This is a genomic window from Actinokineospora iranica (assembly GCF_900101685.1).
Taxonomy (GTDB): domain Bacteria; phylum Actinomycetota; class Actinomycetes; order Mycobacteriales; family Pseudonocardiaceae; genus Actinokineospora; species Actinokineospora iranica.
On the sequence record NZ_FMZZ01000023.1, the window covers coordinates 40495 to 59572 of the forward strand.

Below are 19078 nucleotides of genomic sequence, written 5' to 3' on the forward strand. Positions count from 1 at the left end.
CAAACAACGCCCGACCGAGAAACCGTCGGTTTGTGACAAGTGACACTGAAACAGCCACCCCCGGGGGTGGATTCTCGCGTCAGCACGACGAAGTTTGACACTATGAACGGGCATATTTATCGTCTGCGGAGCAAACCGGTCGCCGTCCTGGGGTGACCTGAAGGCACTTTTGTCACGAAGAGGTGGCGCATGTCGAGTGAACCGAGGCGGTCGCCGGGGCCGGTCCGGCCGGGTGGGCAGGTCGCGCCGCTGCGCCTGGCCAGCCGCGACGGCGAGCCGACGCGGCCAGGGCAGGCCCGCGGCGCCAGCGCGGCGCGGGAACTGTGGGCCTCGATTCCCGCTGAGCTGTCCGCGCAGATGCGCCCGATGGCCGCGGAACTCGTCCGCGACGTCGTGGGCGAGATCCAGGCGGCGGTGCCCGCCTACGCCGGGCCGCTGGAAGGCAAGCTGCGCGAGATCCTGGTCGGCTCGGTCGAAATGGCCATCGTCAAGTGCTTCGAGAACATGCGCGACCCCCGGGCCACCGAGGCGCACTGGGAGGCCGCGTTCCGCTACGCCGGGCGCGTGGAGTTCATCGAAGGCCGCACCATGGACGCCCTGCAGACCGCGGTCCGCGTCGGCTCCCGGGTGGTGTGGCGGCGGATGAGCGTCGTCGGCCGCGCCATGGGCGTGCCCGCCGACACCCTGTTCGCCATCGCCGACAAGGTCTTCGCCTACGTCGACGAACTGTGCACCATCGCCATCGCCGGCTACACCGACGCCCAGGGCCACGCCACCGGGGCGCTGGAGCGCAGGCGCAGGCAGCTGCTCAAGCTGATCCTGGCCGACCCGCCCGCGGCGCCGCAGGCCATCGCCGACCTCGCGAGCACCACCGACTGGGTGCTGCCCGAGCGGGTCGCCGTCGTCGCCCTGGAATACCGCGACGACCTGAACCACCGCGGCGTGAGCCACCGCGACGGCCAACACCGGCTGCCCGCGTTCGCGCTGGCGGGCCAAGTGCTGGTCGACCTGGAAAGCGCCGACCCGTGCCTGGTGGTCGCCGACCCCGACCAGCACATGCCCGGCCTCGCGGGCGAACTGCGCGGGCGCCGCGCGGCGATCGGCCCCACCGTGCCGCTGGCCCAGGCGCACCGCTCGCTCGCCTGCGCGCGGCGGGCGATGGTCCTCGCCCAGCGCGGCGTGCTGCCCGACCAAGAGGTCATCCGCTGCGCCGACCACCTGTCGGCGCTGGTGCTGCTCTCCGACGAGTTCCTGCTGACCCAGCTCACCGTGCGCACCCTTGAGCCGTTCCGCGCCCTGACCACCAAGCAGCGCGACCGGCTCACCGCCACCCTGCTGGCCTGGCTGGAGACCCGAGGCGGCATCAACGAGATCGCCGCCCGGCTCGACGTGCACCCGCAGACCGTGCGCTACCGCATGCACCAGATCGACGAACTGCTCGGCGACCGCCTCAACGACCCGCAAGAGCGGCTGTGCATGGAGATCGCCCTGCGCGCCCGCACCCTGCTCGACCCCGACCTGCCGGTCCCCCGCGACTCCGCGGGCGACCCGGACGACGAGGACGAGCCCGTCGCGCACGCCCGCTGACCCTGGGTCACCCTGTGTGACCAGGGCGGACGGTCGTTCTCCGATCGGGTAAGAGCGCCGACGGGGGTTGTGTCCTGGGCTGAGAAGCGTAGCGTCGGAGGTGTCCCGATCTTTGCGGTGACGCTGCGTTGGAGATGCCATTCGGGTGTGGCCACCCGGCTAGGACACATTTTCTTCGTGGCCGCCCCGACCGAGGGAGCGCCACATGACCTACGACCTGGGCGAACTTTCCGTCCGGCACGACCAACTCGACCACGTCCCGGTGCTCCGGCTGCGCGGGGACATCGACATGGCGACCTGCTCGACGGTCGCCGCGGCGCTGTGGGCCCGCCCGCGCGGCCTGCTGGTGGTCGACCTGACCGAGGTCGGCTTCGTCGGCTCCTGCGGGCTCGTGCTGCTCGCCCAAACCCAGCAGCGGGCCGCCGCGGTCGGCGGCCGGGTGCTGGTGGCCGGGTGCCAACCGGCGGTGCTGCGCGCTCTTGAGGTGACCGACCTGTTGTCGGTGGTCAGCCCGCATCCCACCGTCGCCGACGCGCTGGCCAGCCTGATCGAGATCCCCGCGCCCCGCGCACCCCGCTGAGGAGCCGTCCCGACCGCGGCCGATCGCGGCGTGACCAGGGGGCTCAGTGCCGGGTCGTCACGCCCATGGGCTCCGAGCGGTGTCGACGGCGTCCGTGTCGTTCTGCACCACCTGGTCCTCGGAGACCGAGCGCAGGGCGGTCACCGTCACGTGGCCCGCGGCGAGCAGGGCGGCGTCGGTGTCCGGGGCGGGCTCGGTGTCGGTGGCCACCGTCGTCACCTCGATCGTGCCGTCGGAGAGCCGTTCGACGGCGCTGCGCACCGAGCCGAACTCCGCCAGCCGGGCCCACCGCGGCTCACGCAGCCGGTCGACGGGGACGTTGGGCACGTTAACGCTCAGCACCGTCGCGGGCGGACTCGCGAGCAGCAGGTCCAGCGCGGCGGCCACGACCGAGGCCGCGGTCTCCCAGTGCGCCTGCCCGTTTCCGTCGAACCCGACGTCCAGCGACACCGCCAAGCCGCGCACCCCCACGACACTCGCGGTGAGCGCGGCGCCCACGGTGCCGGAGTGCAGGACGGCGCGGCCGATGTTGGCACCCCGGTTGATGCCGGACAGCACCACATCCGGTGTCCCGCCGAACGCCCCCTGGCACCCGACGTGCGCGATCAGTCCCGGGTGCGCGCCGACGCCGAACGCGGGCACGCCCACCAGACCCGGCAGCGCCCGCTCCTCGGTGACGATCCGCTGGTGATCCTCGGTGGCCACCAGGCTCGCGCTGGTGCCGCTGGCCTCGGACAGCGGCGCGGCCACCGTCACCCGGGCGCCCGCGGCGACCGCGGCGCGAGCCAGCGCGGCCAGCCCCGGGGACTCGATCCCGTCGTCGTTGGTCACCAGCGTCGACTCGGCCATCCCGATCGCCTCCCCGTCATCCCTCACTCAGGCAGGATCACGCCGGGCGACGGTCGGCGGGTGGCCGCCGCCGGTCATCCCCGCGAAATCGCGGCCAACGTCAGTCCCGCTCGATCAGGTGCCCCACCACGTCCGGGCCCGGATGCGGCGCGCCGGAGCCGTCCCGGCGCGGGTCCGGCTCGGGCAACTCGATCGCCGACCCGGTGCGGCTCGCGCCAGCGGGCCGCGGCCCGACCCAGGCGAGCACCAGGCCCGCCTCGCCCTTGAGGAACCGGTGCGCGCGCACGCCGCCGGTCGCCCGGCCCTTCGCCGGGTACTCCGCGAACGGGGTGACCTTGACACTCTGGCCGGTCGAGGTGACGACCATCGGCTCGCCGTGCTCCGGGTCGTCGGTGCGGACCGCGCCGAAGAACGCGACCTTCGCCGCCCCGGGCAGGGTCATGCCCGCCATGCCGCCGCCCTTGAGCCCCTGCGGCCGCACCAGACCGGCGGCGAAGCGCAGCAGCGACGCCTCCGACGAGACGAACACCAGCGTCTCGGTGCCGTCGGTGAGCCAGGTGGCGCCGACGACCTCGTCGCCATCCTTGAGGGAGATGACCTCGAACTCCTCCGAGCGCACCGGCCACTCCGGCGCGCACACCTTCACCACGCCGTGGCGGGTTCCCAGCGCCAGACCCGGCGAGCCTGCCGCCTGCTCGCCCAGCGGGGCGATGCCGACGACCTTCTCGCCCTTGTCCAGCGGCACGAGTTCGCTGGCGGCCATGCCGCCGCTGAGCGACACCGTGCCGCTCTGCTCGGGCAGCACCGGCAGCGGCAGCACGTCGGTCTTGACCGCCCGGCCCCGGTTGGTCACCAGCAGCACCTGCCCGCGCGCGGTCGAGTGGACCACCGCGGCCACCGTGTCGTGCCGGGCCCGGCCCCGGCGCCTGCGGCCCTCGGTCGCCTCCTCGGACTCGGCGGCGGTCCGCGCGACGAGGCCGGTGGCCGACAGCACCACCTGGCACGGGTCGTCGGCGACCTCCAGCGGCCCGGCGGGCTTCGACGCGGCCAACACCTCCTTGAGGTCGCCGTCGATCAGCGCGGTGCGGCGCTCGGCGGTGAGGTCCTTGGCGACCTTGCCCAGTTCGGTGGAGACGACCCGGCGCAGCACCTTCTCGTCGTCGAGGATCTTGGACAGCTCCTCGATCTCGGCGCGCAGCTTGTCCTGCTCGGCTTCCAGTTCGAGCTTGTCGTAGCGGGTGAGCCTGCGCAGCGGGGTGTCGAGGATGTAGGTCGCCTGGATCTCGGAGAGCTTGAAGCGGCTCATCAGGCCCGCCTTCGCCGCCGCGGCGTCCTCGCTGCCGCGGATCAGCTTGATCACCTTGTCGATGTCGAGCAGCGCGCGCAGCAGACCCTCGACCAGGTGCAGCCGTTCCTCGCGCTTGCGCCTGCGGTAACGGGTGCGGCGGGTGACGACCTCGGCGCGGTGCCGCAGGAAGACCTCCAGCAGCGCCTTGAGCCCCAGCGTGCGCGGCTGGCCGTCGACCAGCACCAGGTTGTTGATGCCGAAGGACTGCTCCATCGGCGTGAGCCGGTAGAGGTCGGCGAGCAGGGCCTGCGGGTTGACCCCCACCTTGCACTCGATTACCAGCCGGGTCCCGTTCTCCCGGTCGGTGAGGTCCTTGACATCGGCGATGCCGGTAAGCCGCTTGGACTTGGTGACCTCGTCGGTGATCTTCTCGATGATCTTCTCCGAGCCCACCTGGTAGGGCAGCTCGGTCACCGTGATCGCCTGCCTGCCGCGGCTGCCCTCCAGCGGCCCGATCTCCACCTTGGCCCGCATCCGCACCACACCGCGCCCGGTCTCATAGGCCTTGCGCACCTCGTCCAGGCCGAGCAGCATCCCCCCGGTCGGCAGGTCCGGCCCCGGCACGAACTCCATCAGCTTGTCCAGCGTCGCGTCCGGATGCATCAACAGCCACCGCGCGGCGGCGACGACCTCGCCGAGGTTGTGCGGGATCATGTTCGTCGCCATCCCGACCGCGATCCCCGAGGTCCCATTGACCAACAGATTCGGGAAAGCGGCGGGAAGAACGGTCGGCTCCATCAGCGAACCGTCGTAGTTCGGCCGGAAATCGACCGTGTCCTCCCCCAGTTCCCCGACGAGCAGCATCGCCTCGGCCGACATCCGCGCTTCGGTGTACCTGCTCGCCGCCGGTCCATCGTCTGGGGAACCGAAGTTTCCGTGCCCGTCGATCAGCGGAGCGTTGAGGGAGAAGTCCTGCGCCAACCGCACCATGGCGTCGTAGATGGCGGTGTCACCGTGCGGATGGTATTTACCCATGCAGTTGTGCACAACGAAGCCCTCGACCACAAAAGCGTGCTCGTGGGAGCCTACTTGAATGTCATACGTGGCGTCCGATTCCACCACCTCGACGGACTCGACCGACACACCGCCGGGTGCCGCGCCATGCTCGGCGACGATCGCGCCGAGGGCGTCTTGCTTGTGCCCGATCCTGGTCCAGGGCAGCAGAGCCCGCCCGAGCACGGCGGCATCCCGGCCCGACACCGAGACGGCGTGCGCGGCGGCCTGGCCCGCGCGAGTCCATCGACGCGCGTGGATGCCGCGGTCGGCCAACATCGAATACACCTGTCGCGCCACTGTCTCGCCCGCGCTCACAAAGACGATTTCCCGATCCGCCCGGCGGACCCGGCCGCGGCCGTCGAACAGACCCGCGAGAAATGGCAGCCACGCGGCGCGGTCACTGAGCACACTGTCCGGCACGCGCCGATATTCGCTATCCGGCTCACCCGCCGCGAGCAGACCGTCGTGTCGGGCGAACGTGAGAATGTGCTCATCACGGCCGTCCGGTTCGCTCGCTTCTCGCTTTCCACGAGAAACCGTCACACCCGTTTCGATCGCCCAGCCGTGGGCCACGTCAAGCGGTTCGGCATCGCGCAGGTGAATGCGCACACGCCCGTCCGCATCACCGACGGAACCTTTCGCGAGGACCAGGCCGAGCACATAGTGATAGGGCTCGCCATTCGGCTCCCACTGTGGGTGGCGCCCGGCGCCGTATCCGACCGTCCGGCGGCCGATGAGGTCGCGCGCCTCGGTCCAGCGCACGGTCAGGTCGTCGTCGACAGTGCGGAACCGTTGGCCTGGGGTCACCAGCATCGTGTGCCCGTTGGTCCAGGTCACCCGGACCAGATCCGAGGCGGGGTTCTCGTAGACAGCGACAACCGGCACCGGCCTGCCCGCGCCGTCGAGCACGAGGTCGCCTAGCTCGACGGTCTCGATGGGGCGCAGGCCGTCCGGGGTCGACACCAGTGCGCCACGGACGAAGCAGTCGCCGACGACGCGGGAGGACTTCACGTAGGCGTGGGTGGGGCGGTAGCCCTGCTCGTTCATCGAGAACAGGATGCGGCGGTGCACCGGCTTGAGGCCGTCGCGGGCGTCGGGCAGGGCGCGGGAGTGGATGACGGAGTACGCGTACTCCAGGTACGAGTCCTCGATCTCGGTCTTCACCGGGTTGTCGAAGACCTGCGCGCCCGCCTGGTCGAAGGCGGCGGGATCGACCTTGGTGGTCGAGGGACCCTTGCGGCGTGCCATTGCTCAGCGCTCTCTCTCGTGCGGCTCGGGTGCGGACGGTCAGACGTCGATCGCGGCTTGGTCGACGCGGCCGGAGGACTCCACCAGCCACGCGCGCCGCGGTTCGACCTTCTCGCCCATCAGCAGTTCCAGCGCGTTCTCTGCGGCTTCGGCGTCGTCGAGGGTGATCCGGCGGACCGAGCGGGTGGCCGGGTTCATCGTGGTCTCCCACAACTCGTCCGCGTCCATCTCGCCGAGGCCCTTGAACCGGGGCACCGGCGTGACGATCTGCTTGCCCGCCTTGGTCAGCCGGGCGACCGTGGTCTCCATCTCCCGCTGGGTGAAGGTGAAGATGGTCTCCGGGTTGCGTCCCTTGGTGGTCACCTTGTGCAGCGGCGGCATCGCCGCGTACAGCCTGCCGTCCTCGATGACCGGCCGCATGTACTTGGCGAACAGCGTGATCAGCAGCGTCCGGATGTGCGACCCGTCGACATCGGCGTCGGCCATCAGGATCACCCGCCCGTACCGCATCGCCGCGAGGTCGAACGTCCGCCCGGTCCCGGCCCCGAGCACCTGCACGATGGAGGCGATCTCAGCGTTGCGCAATGTGTCGGCGAGACTGGCCTTCTGCACGTTGAGTATCTTGCCCCGCAAGGGAAGCAGCGCCTGATACTCCGACACCCGCGCCATTCTGGCCGAGCCGAGGGCGCTGTCGCCTTCCACGAGGAACAGTTCGCTGCGGGACAGGCCGGTGGTGCGGCAGTCGACCAGTTTGGCTGGCATCGCCGCGCCTTCCAGGGCCGTCTTGCGGCGGGCGGCGTCCTTCTGCTGTTTCTGGGTGAGGCGGACGCGGCTGGCGTCGACGATCTTCTGGAGGACGACTTTGGCTTCGGACTTGGTCTTTCGGTCCTCGGTCCACAGTTTGACGTGGCGCTCGACAACGCCCTGGATGACCTTGGTGATGCCCGCGGTCGACAGCTCGTCCTTGGTCTGCGAGGTGAACTGGGGCTCGGGGATGCGCACGTGCACCACCGCGGTCATGCCTTCGAGCACGTCGTCCAGGGTCGGCGGGTCCTCCTTGGGCTTGAGCAGGCCGCGGGTGCGGGAAATGGCCTCCTGCAACGCCTTCACGGTGGCGCGCTCGAAACCCTTGCGGTGGGTGCCGCCGTGGGCGTTGCGGATGGTGTTGGTGAAGCACTCGACCGTGCGCTCGTAGCCGGTGCCCCAGCGGAAGGCGACCTCGATCTCGGCCCGGCGCTCCACTTTGGACCGCATGACGCCGTTCTCGTCGGCGGCGTTCTCCTGGTAGGCGCCCTCGCCGATGATCAGCAGGGTGCCCGAGACGGCCCGCTCGCTCGACGGGGCGAGGAAGTCGACCATGTCGGTGAGGCCGTTGGGGTAGTGGAAGGTCTCCTCGGAGATCGAGTCCTCGGCCGCGGTGCGCAGCACGTAGGTCACGCCGGGGACCAGGAACGCGGTGTTGCGCACCTTGGTCCGCACGGCCTCGACGTCGAGGGCGGCGCCGTTCTCGAAGTAGCGCGCGTCGTACCAGTAGCGGATCGAGGTGCCGGTGGACTCGCCGCGCTTCATCTTGCCGACGATCTGCAAACCGGACTGCCGGGTGAACTTCGCCTTCGGGCCGGGGCCGTCGAACACCCCGGGGACGCCGTGGGCGAAGGACATCTGGTGGACCTTGCCCTCCCGCTTGACGGTGACGTCGAAGCGGTGGGACAGGGCGTTGACCGCGGACGCGCCGACGCCGTGCAGGCCGCCGGAGGTCTTGTACCCGGAGCCGCCGAACTTGCCGCCCGCGTGCAGCCGGGTGAGCACGAGTTCGACGCCGGAGAGCCCGGACTTGGCGTGCACCCCGGTCGGGATGCCGCGGCCGTCGTCGTCGACCTGCACGCTGCCGTCCGCGTGCAGGGTCACCACGACCCGGGTGGCGTGGCCCGCGACGCCCTCGTCGGTGGAGTTGTCCACGACCTCGGCGAACAGGTGGTTGATGCCCCGGCTGTCGGTCGAGCCGATGTACATGCCGGGTCGCTTCCGGACGGCCTCCAGACCCTCCAGATGGGTCAGGTCGTCGGCCCCGTACAGGGTCTCGGCTGTCACTGGGTCGCACTCCAAGATCGTGGTGTCGCTCGAACAGGTGTCCCAAGGTACCGGAGGGTATCCGGCGCTCCCGACCATGTGGCGGCACCGCGCCGCCGCTCGCCGGTGGGCTGGCGCACGCCCCAGCCACCACTGTCCTCCCCGCGCTGAACCGCGGGCGTCGAACTGGGAAATTCCCGGCGGCCGGATTGCGCGCCGCCACCTTGACCGGCTGCCCAGGCCGGCCTTTTGGTCTAGACCAAATCCGCGCCTCCCCATCCCGCGGGCGCACCCCGCGCCCGACGGGCGGCAGGCGTCCCACTGCTCAACGGTTCCCCCCGCCGTACCCGGCGGAAACGTCCGCGAAGTGGAGAGCACATGAGACACCAGCGCGCCCTCGCCGCCGTCGGCCTCGCGTCCCTGCTGCTGGTCGCCCTGCCCGCGAGCCCCGCGGCGGCCCACGGCTACGTCAACGCCCCGCCGAGCAGGCAGGCCGACTGCGCGCAGGGCCGGGTCGGCGACTGCGGCCCGATCGTCTGGGAGCCGCAGAGCGTCGAGGGCCCCAAGGGGCAGAAGAACTGCCCCGGCGGCCTGCCCCAGTTCGCACAGCTCAGCGACGAGACGAAGGCCTGGCCCGCCACCCCGGTCGGCCGCCGGGTCGAGTTCACCTGGACCCTCACCGCCCGGCACGCCACGACGACCTGGGAATACTTCATCGGCGAGACCCGCATCGCGGTGTTCGACGACCACGGCGGCCGCCCCGCCGCCACCGTCCGCCACACCGTGGACCTCGGCGCCCACACCGGACGGCAGAAGGTCCTGGCCGTGTGGAACATCGCCGACACCCCAATGGCCTTCTACAACTGCGTCGACCTCGACGTGGGCACCAGCCTGCGGGCGACCGACCCTAATAGCCGCAGGCAAGCGGGCTGGGAGCCCGGCACCGCTCCGAGCCGCTGGCACCGACTCTGATCACCGCCCGACCCTGCCGGGCGCTCACCTCCCCGGAGGCGGTCCCCCGAGGGCGGCCTCCGGGGCAGGCGGGCACCGAACTCACCTGATGTGGCGAGCCAGGACTGGTGCGGGCGTTCCCTACCGGGCTCCCCTAGAACCACCCGACACCCTTTCCTGCTCATCCGGATCAAGAACATCGAACAGGCCGGGAGCGACCGCACTGGTGGCTGTCAACCCGAAAAGCTGCAACAGGCCGCGTCGTTTCATGGTGTCCACCAATCCCCGCAGGAGTTCAGCTTCCCAGCTACCGCAGTCCGCTCGCGACCAACCGCTCGTCAAGCTGCTTCACAGCCGCCAAGTCCTCCCACGGCGTGAGGGTCCGTCGGACTTCATGAATCTGGTGGTCGATCCTGGCTGAACGGTTTTGGGCCAACGCTTCCGGCACGCTCCCGAGCATCCACGCGGCTTCCTCGATGTTGCCCGCCACCACGTGGGCTTCGCTGAGCCTGATCCTTCCCACGGCGACATCACGTGGCTTGGCGAGAGCAGCGCTTGATGTGTAAGAGTCAAGCGAACCGCTCATCACTTGGATGGCCTCATTTACGCGACCCAGGGCAAGTAGAGATTCCCCTCGTCGCCCGGTGTGCAACTCATCGCTGTACGCATAGAGATATGGGGCTGGGGGCTCCTCGCCGCATCGGGGCAGGTAGGTTCGGGTTTCTTCCAACTTCCGCATGGCCGCGTGAGTGTCGCCCATGGCCGCGAAGGCGCAGGCGGCGGTGTCTGATGCGAAGGCTCGCACACCGACGTTGTCTGTGCGGGCCACCCACGTCTGAGCCGCGACCGCGTAGTCCACGCCGACCGCAGGCAAATCCATCCACAGGGCCAGTTGCGTCATGCTCGCAAGAATGTAAGCCGCCCGCGTCACGTCTTGAGCCTGATGAGCCGTTTCCCGCGCCTGCTCATAGCAACGACGGGCACCAACGAAATCGTTCTTGTTGAAGACCAGCCAGCCGCATTTCTGTTGCGCGTTGGCGAGTGCGGACAGCAACCTGGGCCGCAACGAATCGGGGCAGTTCGGCACCATGCCGCTCAAGATCTTCACCTGGGCGAGCAGGGTGTGCAACGCCGCCTGTGGGCCGAACTGGTGATCGGTCACACGGGCGTGTTCGACGATAGTCTCAATGTGGGCGATGACTTGTTCGTCCACCCGTTCAGGCACGGCGATCGCACCCAACACACGTTCCTGCTCATCCGAGTCGAAAGCGTCGAACATGCCTGGAGCGACCGCACTGGTGGCTGTCAACCCGAAAAGCTGCAACAGGCCGCGTCGTTTCATGGTGTCCACCAATCCGCGCAGGAGTTCTTCGGCTTCCGTGCTGGGCGTGCGGTTTTCCGGCGGGGGTATCCGCAGGCGGAGCGCCTTGCTTCGGGCTTCGGCCAGTTCGGCTTCCCGCGCTTCCAGGCGGTGCGCCTGGCAGACCGCGTCCAATGCCCGGAACGACTCCAACAGTGCCCCGTTCGCGCCGACCTTGCGGTCGACCGCCGACCAGAACTGCTCGTCCGCCCGGTAGCGGCCCTTCTCGATGTGCGCCACGGAGGTGCGGTCGTAGTGCGTGACCCGCGCCAACTGCTCCTGGGTCAGGCTCGCCGCCTTCCGCAGGGCGGCGAGTTGCCCGCCGAGGCGACGGCGCAAGTTGACTATCGTTTCCGGCTCACGGGGCATCGTATGCACGCTTTCGCTGTCCCAGACACATGTTCGACCAGCATAGCCACAGACTGTGCGCGTGTGACAACCCTTTGTATCCGAAAGCCCACAATCGGCTACACAGGATCGAGTTCAGGCATGGCATCCCGGAAACCGCCCGCCGAGCGGTTCGGTGCCATGTCCTGTCACCGAGCCACGGGAGCCCATCCAGTGCCGCACACCGTCATCACCCAAGCCGATGCCCTCTCCCGCCTGCCCGCGCTGGGCGAACTGCCTGGCGTCCAGCGGGGAGGGTGGGCGTTCCACCTGCTCAGCGAGAACGACACTGTCTCCGGGGTCGCGGCCAGCCGAAGCGGCGCGCGGCACACCGACGTGGTCTTCGTCTTCGATCAACGGCAAGTGCTCGGAATGCGCGTGGTCCCCGACGGCGACGGCGGCATTGTCTGGGGAACCCACGGCAACGCCGTCGCCGATGTGGCCCGGCGACTGGTGCAAATCCCCGCGCCCGGCGAGCCAGACGCGCCGAACGTGGTCCTCCCGGTCACCGCGTTGGGCGCACCCCAGACGTGGGAAACAGCCCTGGGCGGCGCCGCATGAGCAGCGCCAAGGCAGACTCCGTCGTCCCCTACATCGCCACCTGGAGCGAAGAACACTGGGACGAACACCCCCGGGTCGTGGAACGCCCCGACGGCTCCGGAATCGCCTACCCCGACGAAATCCTCGCCGACCGCGACCAGCGCGGAGTCCTCTGGGACCGGGCGACCAGCAGGCCGGGACACGGCAAACCCCAGTTCGCCAGAATCCACCCACTGCGGCAGCGCCGCGCCATGCGCAAACTGCTCTGCCAAACCTGCGGCAACCCGGCCGACAACACTTGCCACGGTGTCCTCTGGGTTCTCCGCGACACCGGCCAACCGCTGACCGAACACCTACTTGTCAGCGAACCGCCCATTTGCCTGCCCTGCGCGCGGTTGTCCGCCAAGCTCTGCCCGGCCCTGCGAAAGGGACACATCCTGCTGCGAGCCGAATCGTTCCGCCTCTTCGGAGTCGACGGACTGCGCTACCGCACCGGTCACCCGGCCCCTGTCCCCATCGACCACCACGTCGTCTCCTTCACCGACCCCGCGATCAGGTGGACTCTCGCGGACAAACTGGTCCGCGAGATCGGGGACTACACGATCCTGACCCGCTAGAGACCCAGGTCAGCCGCGTGCGACGGTGGGCTCCTCATAGGTGGGGAAGCTGTCGGCGAAGCTCATCCACCCGAGCCCGGTAAGAGTCGAGCCCGCCGAGCTTTGCCGATTACTACGAGGAATAGGACGACGAGTGGCAGCGGACGACGATGGGCAACGTGAATGGATGCGTGAACAGCTAGCCGTGGCGGCTGATCACTTCTCGGTGAAACCGCACGGTGAACTGGTTTACGGATGGCGTGACCGGACGATCGGCAGCCGGGTGTCCAGTCGGGGCGGTGAGCGCTGGTTGCGTGTCTCGTGGGCCGATCCGCAGTGGGCGCAAGGCGAATACTGGACCGGCAACGCGGACTCGACCAGCATCACGGGCGTGCCGAAACCGGTGGTGCTCGACAGGCACGAATGGGGTGCGGAGAACTACCGCAACCGGGCGGAAATCATGACCCTGGTCATCGACCAGCCGTGCTCGGCGACGGCCGAACTCCGTGACGACATCGACCTTCCCGATCAGTGGTGGTCCGATCTGCGGAACGCGCTCGACACACTGGCCCACCAGCGCACCGACCGAGGGAAACGCGACCAGCGGCAGGTAAGCACACGTCTGTTGGCATTCTTCGGCAGCGGCATCGATCCGACGGTGACCGCCTGGGTGACCGCACACGGCGACCTGAACTGGTCCAACCTGACGCGGCCCGGCCTGGTCCTGCTGGACTGGGAATCGTGGGGACGGAAAATGGTCGGCTACGACGCTGCCACGCTGTACGTGCTGGCGTTGCGCGCTCCGGATACGGCCAAGAAGGTGCACGACACGTTTGCCGACACGCTGGATAGCCCCGACGGTCTCCGCGCCCAACTCTTCGTGATCGCTCGCTATCTCAAGCGCGTGGAACTGGGCGACTTCAGCGACTACGCGGACCATCTCCACCGACGCGCCCGGACCCTCCTGGACCGGCTTTAGCGTGCCGGGCCAGGAGAGCCGGATGGTCAGCCGCGTGCGGCGGTGATCTCGTCGTAGGTGGGGAAGCGGTCGGCGATGGAGTCGGGGAGGAAGTCGGCTACCCAGCCGTCGTCGTCGTGGAAGAAGCGGATGGAGACGTAGTCGGGGCGGGTGCCCATGTCGAACCAGTGGGTCGTCTTGGCTGGGACGCTGAGGAGGTCGCCCGCTTCGCAGAGGACGGCGTGGACTTTGCCGTTGGCGTGCAGGTAGAAGATGCCGGAGCCGCGGGCGAAGAAGCGGTCCTCGTCGTCGTCGTGGGTGTGTTCGGCGAGGAACTTGGCGCGGGCCGCGGCGGCCTGGTCGCGCCACTGGGGGGTGTCCGCGGGGGTCATGGCCACGGCGTCGACGAAACCGTAGCCCTCGCGGGCCGAGATCTCGTCCACCCGCGCCCGGTAGGCGTCGAGCACCTGCTCGGAGGTGGTCTCGGCGGGCAGGTCCGCGACCAGCGGCCAGCGGTCGAACCGGACGCCGATGCCCGCGAGCGCGGCCCGGATCTCGTGCTCGTCCTCGGTCCTGGTCAGCTCGGTGGCCGGGTCGTCGTCGGCCCAGACGGTCAGCAGGGTCATCGGGCGCACCTCACTCGGTCTCGGTTTTGAACCGCAGCAGCCACTCCAGGCACTCGGCGCGGTGCCGGGCGGCCATCAGGTCCTCCCCCCACACGTACACCCCGTGGCGGGCGACGACCAGCGCGGGCGTCGCCGGGTCGAAGCCCGCCTCGAACGCGTCGCCGAGGACGCGCATGTCCTGGGAGTTGGGGATGACCGGGATGGTGACCAGGTCGTCGTGGGCGGCGCGGCCGAAGCCCTTGAGCATCTCCAGGTCGCGCAGCTCGATGCCGCCTGGCCAGCGCTCTGCGGCGATGACCGGGGCGAGCATGTGCAGGTGCACGACGGCCCCCGCGCCCGCGACGGCGGCGATCCTGGCGTGCAGCCCGGCCTCGGCCGAGGGCCGCTGGAGCTGGTCGGGCAGCGCCTCGCCCGCCGCGTCGACCACGACGACGTCGGCGGCCGACAGCTCCCCCTTGTCCAGCCCGCTGGCGGTGACGACCAGGCGCAGCGGGTCGTGGTCGAGGGTGACCGAGAGGTTGCCGGACGTGCCGCGCATCCAGCCCATCGCGGTGTAGCGGGCGGCCTCGGCGGCGAGCGCGTGACCTGCCTGGAAGACCTCAATCATCGGTCACGATCCGGAACTCGTCGAAGGACTTCGCGACCCGGTGGGCGCCGAAGTCGGCGGCGGCGAACGGCTCGCCGTCGCGGGCGAGGCCGATCGTCTGCCAGCCCGCCGCCGCGGCCGCGTCGAGTTCGGCGGGGACGTCGGAGAGGAACACGATCCGGCCGGGCGTCGGACCGCCCAGGCCCTCGGCGATGGCCGCGTACGAGGCCGCCTCGCGCTTGGGGCCCGCGTTGACGGTGTCGAAGTGGTGCCGGAAGAGGCCGGTCAGGTCGCCCTCGGTGGTGGTGGAGAACGACGCGATCTGCCCGGCCACCGAGCCGGACGAGAACACCGCGAGCCGCAGGCCCGCGCTGTGCCAGGCGCGCAGGGCGGGCACGACGTCGGGGAAGTACTCCGAGACCAGGTCGCCGCGCGCGTAGCCGTCCTGCCAGATCAGGCCTTGCAGGTCCTTGAGCGGGGCGGCCTTGCGGTCGGCGGACATCCAGCCGTGCAGGACCGCGACGACCTCGGCGGTGGTCGCGTCCTCGGGCAGGCCCGCCTCGGCTTTCGTGCGGGCGACGGCCGACCGCACGGCCAGGTCGTCGGGGTGGGCGTCGATCCACGGGCCGAGGCGCGGGCGGGCGTAGTCGTAGAGCACGACGTGGACCCCCGCGGTCGGCATCAGAGTGCCCTCGATGTCGAGGACGACCCACTGGGCGTGGAGCGTGTCGGTCACGGTCCCTCTCTCCGATAGTCCTGGCGGTCCTGGAAACACTGGTAGTCGGCCAGCGCGTCCGGGGCGAACGGGCCCCGGTCGGTGACGATTGTGGTCACGAAACGCGGCGGCGTCACGTCGAAGGCCGGGTAGTGGCCGCGGACCTTGTCGCTGGCTGTCCGCACGCCGAGGGTGTGCAGCACCTCGTCGCCCGCGCGGTGCTCGATGGGCACGTCGGCGGCGGTGGGCGCGGCCGGGTCGGGCGCCTGGACCTGGGCGTGGAACGGCACGCCGAACGCGTGCGCGGCGATCGCGAGCCCGAGGGTGCCGACCTTGTTGACCACGTGGCCGTCCATGGTGACCCGGTCGGCCGCGGTCAGCAGGACATCGACCTCGCCCGCGCCGAGCACGGCGGCGCCCATGCCGTCGGTGATCAGGGTGGTGTCGACGCCCATCTCGGCCAGCGTCTCCGCGGTGAGCCGCGCGCCCTGCAGGTAGGGGCGGGTCTCGGTGCAGAAGAACGAGACGCGCTTGCCGAGCCGGGACACGGCGGCGACGGTCTCGATCAGGTAAGCGTCGGCCCAGCAGTGGGTGAGCACGCGGGCGCCGTCGGGCAGCAGCTTGGCGCTGTGCTCGCCGAGCGCGCGGCTGGCGGACCGGTAGCGCTCGTCGCCGACCGCCGCTCCCCTGGCCGCCGCGGCCACCAGGTCCGCGCCCGCCACCGGTCCCGCCGCGTCGACCTCGGCGAGCACGACCGCGACGGCCTTGCGCAGGTGGTTGTTGGTGGACCGGCTCGCGATGAGCCGCGCGCCCGCGCGGTCGAGGGCGGCCCGCGCGTCGGCCGGGGGCAGGTTCGCGGCGTCGCGGGCGGCCAGGACCATGGCGAACAGCGCCGCGAAGTACGGGCCGGAGGACTGGGTGACCATGTCCTCGATGGCGACCGCGACGTCCTCGGCGGTGGCGCACCGCACCCAGACCCGCTCGAACGGGAACCTGCGGCGGTCGAGGATGAGCACGCCGCCGTCGTCGAGCCGGACGCTGCGGGCGAGCGTGGGCTCTACCGTCTGCCGCACGGCCATCAGCTGTATCCGGTGAGCGGCGGCAGGTCGCCGGTGAGCAGGTGCCTGCCGACCTCGGTGGCCTTGTAGACGGCGGGGTCGTGCAGGGTCAGCGTGCGGGCGTTGCGCCAGAACCGGTCGAGGCCGTACTTGGCCGCGGTGGCGCGGGCGCCGGTCAGCTCGAACACGCGGCTGCCGATCTCGGTCGCGAGTTCCGATGTGACGACTTTCGCGGTCGAGATCCGCACGCCGGTCTCGCCCCTCTGCTCGGCGGTCAGCGCAGGCCCCTGGGCCTCGGCCGCGTCGAACGCCTCGGCGGCGAGGTCCACCAGCAGGTCGGCGGCGTCGAGCCGGGACCGCAGCACCCCGTAGGCGGCGAGGACGTGCGGGTCGTCCACCGCGCGCTCGACCCCGGACGCGGGCCAGGCCCGCGAGACCTCACGGGTGTACCGGGCGGCGGTCGCGAGCGCGCCCCGCCCTACGGCGGCCAGCACCCGGCTCAGCACAAGCTGGAAGCCCAGCGCCGCCAACGAGTCCCGCTGCGCGCGCGGGTCGCCCGGCTCGGGCTGCGCCCCCAGGATGTCCGCTGGCGCCACCTCGACGTCGGCGAAGTCCACTCCCCCGCTGGCCGACAGCCGCTGCCCCAGGTTGTCCCAGTCGCCCAGGTAGCGGATTCCCGGAGCGGCGGCGTCCAGCACGAAGGTGACCTTGCGCCCGGTCGCCTCCTCGTGCGCGCTCACCACCAGCCGGTCGGCGACGCTGGCGCCGGTGGCGAAGAACTTGCGCCCCCGCACCAGGTGGCGGCGGCCGTCCACCCCGTTCGCATCAGTCATGATCAGCGCGTCGTCGCGGGGGTTGGCCACCCCGGCCCAGAACCACCCGTGCTCAGCGGTCGCCCGCTCCAGCCGCTCGGTCACCTCGGGCCGGTCGAACAACCGGGTCCGCCACACGTGCAGGTAGTGGTAGCCGAGCAGATGCCCGACCGACCCGTCAGCCGCGGCGATCTCGGCGAGGACGGCGTGCGCGGTCTTCCAGTCCTCCCCGTGCCCACCCCGCTCGGCGGGGATGAGCAACGGCAGCAGACCGCTCTCCCGCAGCAGAGCGACCTCCTGAACCGGCTCGGCGCCCTTCTGCTCCCGATCGACCGCGTCCCCGGCCAGCCGGTCCGCCACCTCCCGTGCGACCGCCACCCAGCGCTGTCGGCCCATCCCACTCCCTCGCTCGCCGTGCCTGCCCCAGGAGTATCCCGCACCACTGGGGCCGACCTCACTATGTGGGAAGCGCGGACCGGAAGATGGGACACCGGTCACAGGCCGGAAAGCGCCCCGGTTCCCGGAACCATGCCTGCCGCCGCGCCGAGAAACTCGACCCGGAACCCGGACAGGTACTGCTCACGCTCGCTCAAGAACCGTTTGGTGTGGTCCTGCCGCTCGTGGAAGTCGAAGGCCGCCTTGTCCACGTACCGCTCGTAGAACACCCGGGACAAGGACGCGCCCACCACGTCGTGGACGGCGTAGACCAGCGTGCCGGGCTCCTTGGCCTCGATCTCCGGCAGGGTTTCGGCGACCAGCGCGTCGAAACCCCGCGCGGCGGTCTCGTCTCGTAGGTCGAAGCGCACGACCAGCGCGAACATCGTCTTCCGATCTTGTCGGCTCGTCTCAGGCTGAGTGAGCCTACGGTTACCGGCCCACCGCCCGCGCACGGAAACACCGCGACGCGGCTACCCGGCCTCCTGGGTGCGGCGGAAGCCGTAGGCGCGGTCGACCCTGGCGACTCGGACCTCGAACGCGTCGTACCACTGGGCTCGGCCCCTGGCCCGGGTCGCGGCGTGGTGCGGGTCGTCGCGCCAGCCGCGGATGGCGGCTTCGTCGCGGAAGTAGGCGACGGTGATGCCGACGCGGTCGGGGCCGCGGGCGCCGTCGACGCCGAGGAAGCCGGGGGCCGCTTGGACGCGGGCCAGCATCTCGGCGGCGGCGCTGGCGTAGCCGTCGTCGTCGGGGCCGAGCAGCGAGGTGAAGATCACGGCGTGGTAAGGCGGCTCCGGGGTGGCGGCTAGGTCCATGCGCGGCATTCAACCCGAGGGCGGGGGGCGGCCGCGCTCCTGTTTTCGGGGCGGGGGTCGGCTGGGTCAGCCGAGGTCGCGGCGCAGGAGGTCCTCTTCGGTCTCTCGGCGGACCAGGAGGTCCGTCAGGCCGCCGTGGACGGCGACCAGGGGCGGCCTGCCGACGGCGTTGTAGTTCGACGCCATGGTCTGGTGGTAGGCGCCCGTGGCGGGGACGGCGAGGAGGTCGCCGGGGTGGATGTCGCTGGGCAGGGGCACGTTCTCGGCGACGATGTCGCCCGCCTCGCAGTGGCGGCCGACGACCGTGCGCGGGGTCAGCGGGGCGGCGGAGCGGCGGCCGGTGAGGCGGATCGAGTAGCGCGCGCCGTAGAGGGCGGGGCGGGGGTTGTCGCTCATACCGCCGTCCACGGCGATGAACTGGTTCTTCACCGCGACGACCCGGTACAGGGTCACGCCAGCGGGGCCGACGAGCCAGCGACCGGGCTCGATGGTGAGCCGGGGCCGGGGCAGCCCGGCGCGGCCGGTCTCGTAGCCGACGGCGACCGAGACGCGATTGGCGTA

The 19078-nt window shown here is 70.6% G+C and carries 18 protein-coding genes; 6 read left to right on the forward strand and 12 right to left on the reverse strand.

Features of this window, described 5'->3' with window-relative positions; all coding sequences use genetic code 11:
• The first annotated feature begins 189 nt into the window (after positions 1-189).
• Both BLS56_RS28950 and BLS56_RS28955 read left to right on the forward strand, forming a co-directional pair.
• Positions 190-1587, forward strand: a complete 1398-nt coding sequence (locus BLS56_RS28950; protein WP_091457377.1) for a PucR family transcriptional regulator — start codon at positions 190-192, stop codon at positions 1585-1587.
• 205 nt (positions 1588-1792) lie between these two features.
• A complete protein-coding gene (locus BLS56_RS28955) occupies positions 1793-2167 on the forward strand; it encodes an STAS domain-containing protein (RefSeq protein WP_091457380.1) in 375 nt (124 codons plus the stop codon).
• Positions 2168-2224: 57 nt separating this feature from the next.
• Here the strand turns inward: BLS56_RS28955 and surE are convergent, their stop codons facing one another.
• The 3 genes from surE to BLS56_RS28970 all read right to left on the reverse strand — a co-directional run bounded on the left by surE (position 2225) and on the right by BLS56_RS28970 (position 8699).
• Positions 2225-3043, reverse strand: a complete 819-nt coding sequence (gene surE / locus BLS56_RS28960) for a 5'/3'-nucleotidase SurE (RefSeq protein WP_228772024.1) — start codon at positions 3041-3043, stop codon at positions 2225-2227.
• A gap of 73 nt (positions 3044-3116) precedes the next feature.
• Complete coding sequence (locus tag BLS56_RS28965; protein ID WP_091457385.1) at positions 3117-6608, reverse strand: DNA topoisomerase (ATP-hydrolyzing); 3492 nt, start codon at positions 6606-6608, stop codon at positions 3117-3119.
• 39 nt (positions 6609-6647) lie between these two features.
• A complete protein-coding gene (locus BLS56_RS28970; RefSeq protein ID WP_091457386.1) occupies positions 6648-8699 on the reverse strand; it encodes a DNA gyrase/topoisomerase IV subunit B in 2052 nt (683 codons plus the stop codon).
• A 357-nt stretch (positions 8700-9056) separates the two neighbouring features.
• Between BLS56_RS28970 and BLS56_RS28975 the strand changes: the two genes are divergently transcribed.
• The gene (locus BLS56_RS28975) at positions 9057-9650 is read left to right on the forward strand and encodes a lytic polysaccharide monooxygenase auxiliary activity family 9 protein (protein WP_091457389.1); all 594 of its coding nucleotides are present in this window, start codon (positions 9057-9059) and stop codon (positions 9648-9650) included.
• Between the two features lie 286 nt (positions 9651-9936).
• Here the strand turns inward: BLS56_RS28975 and BLS56_RS28980 are convergent, their stop codons facing one another.
• Positions 9937-11358 carry a helix-turn-helix domain-containing protein gene (locus BLS56_RS28980; protein ID WP_091457392.1) on the reverse strand — a complete coding sequence of 474 codons (1422 nt, stop codon included), beginning with the start codon at positions 11356-11358 and terminating at the stop codon, positions 9937-9939.
• A gap of 192 nt (positions 11359-11550) precedes the next feature.
• Between BLS56_RS28980 and BLS56_RS28985 the strand changes: the two genes are divergently transcribed.
• From BLS56_RS28985 to BLS56_RS28995, 3 genes are all read left to right on the forward strand, one after another.
• On the forward strand, positions 11551-11937 hold the full coding sequence (locus BLS56_RS28985) for a hypothetical protein (protein ID WP_091457395.1): 387 nt from the start codon (positions 11551-11553) through the stop codon (positions 11935-11937).
• Positions 11934-12533 (forward strand): hypothetical protein, encoded by a 600-nt coding sequence (locus BLS56_RS28990; protein WP_228772025.1) that lies wholly within the window; start codon positions 11934-11936, stop codon positions 12531-12533. The genes BLS56_RS28985 and BLS56_RS28990 overlap by 4 nt, the downstream gene beginning before the upstream one ends.
• A 133-nt stretch (positions 12534-12666) precedes the next feature.
• Positions 12667-13491: an aminoglycoside phosphotransferase gene (locus BLS56_RS28995; RefSeq protein WP_228772026.1), complete on the forward strand. Its 825-nt coding sequence runs from the start codon at positions 12667-12669 to the stop codon at positions 13489-13491.
• Positions 13492-13517: 26 nt separating this feature from the next.
• Here BLS56_RS28995 and BLS56_RS29000 read toward each other — a convergent pair whose 3' ends face one another.
• From BLS56_RS29000 to BLS56_RS29035, 8 genes are all read right to left on the reverse strand, one after another.
• A complete protein-coding gene (locus BLS56_RS29000) occupies positions 13518-14096 on the reverse strand; it encodes a 1,2-dihydroxy-3-keto-5-methylthiopentene dioxygenase (RefSeq protein WP_091457400.1) in 579 nt (192 codons plus the stop codon).
• A 10-nt stretch (positions 14097-14106) separates the two neighbouring features.
• Positions 14107-14703 (reverse strand): methylthioribulose 1-phosphate dehydratase, encoded by a 597-nt coding sequence (gene mtnB, locus BLS56_RS29005; protein WP_091457402.1) that lies wholly within the window; start codon positions 14701-14703, stop codon positions 14107-14109.
• Positions 14696-15418 (reverse strand): acireductone synthase, encoded by a 723-nt coding sequence (gene mtnC / locus BLS56_RS29010; protein WP_091457404.1) that lies wholly within the window; start codon positions 15416-15418, stop codon positions 14696-14698. The genes mtnB and mtnC overlap by 8 nt, the downstream gene beginning before the upstream one ends.
• Entirely contained in the window at positions 15415-16470 is a 1056-nt protein-coding gene (locus BLS56_RS29015) for a s-methyl-5-thioribose-1-phosphate isomerase (protein WP_407640562.1), read from the reverse strand. Before BLS56_RS29015 ends, mtnC begins: the two co-directional genes overlap by 4 nt.
• Positions 16471-16475: 5 nt before the next feature.
• A complete protein-coding gene (locus BLS56_RS29020) occupies positions 16476-17663 on the reverse strand; it encodes an acyl-CoA dehydrogenase family protein (RefSeq protein ID WP_091457409.1) in 1188 nt (395 codons plus the stop codon).
• A 98-nt stretch (positions 17664-17761) separates the two neighbouring features.
• Positions 17762-18088, reverse strand: coding sequence for a putative quinol monooxygenase (locus BLS56_RS29025; protein ID WP_091457412.1), 327 nt, complete (start codon positions 18086-18088; stop codon positions 17762-17764).
• Positions 18089-18175: 87 nt separating this feature from the next.
• Positions 18176-18517 carry an antibiotic biosynthesis monooxygenase family protein gene (locus tag BLS56_RS29030; RefSeq protein WP_091457433.1) on the reverse strand — a complete coding sequence of 114 codons (342 nt, stop codon included), beginning with the start codon at positions 18515-18517 and terminating at the stop codon, positions 18176-18178.
• A gap of 66 nt (positions 18518-18583) precedes the next feature.
• Positions 18584-19078: diaminopimelate decarboxylase family protein (locus BLS56_RS29035; RefSeq protein ID WP_407640563.1), on the reverse strand; the 495-nt coding region annotated here is incomplete at its 5' end.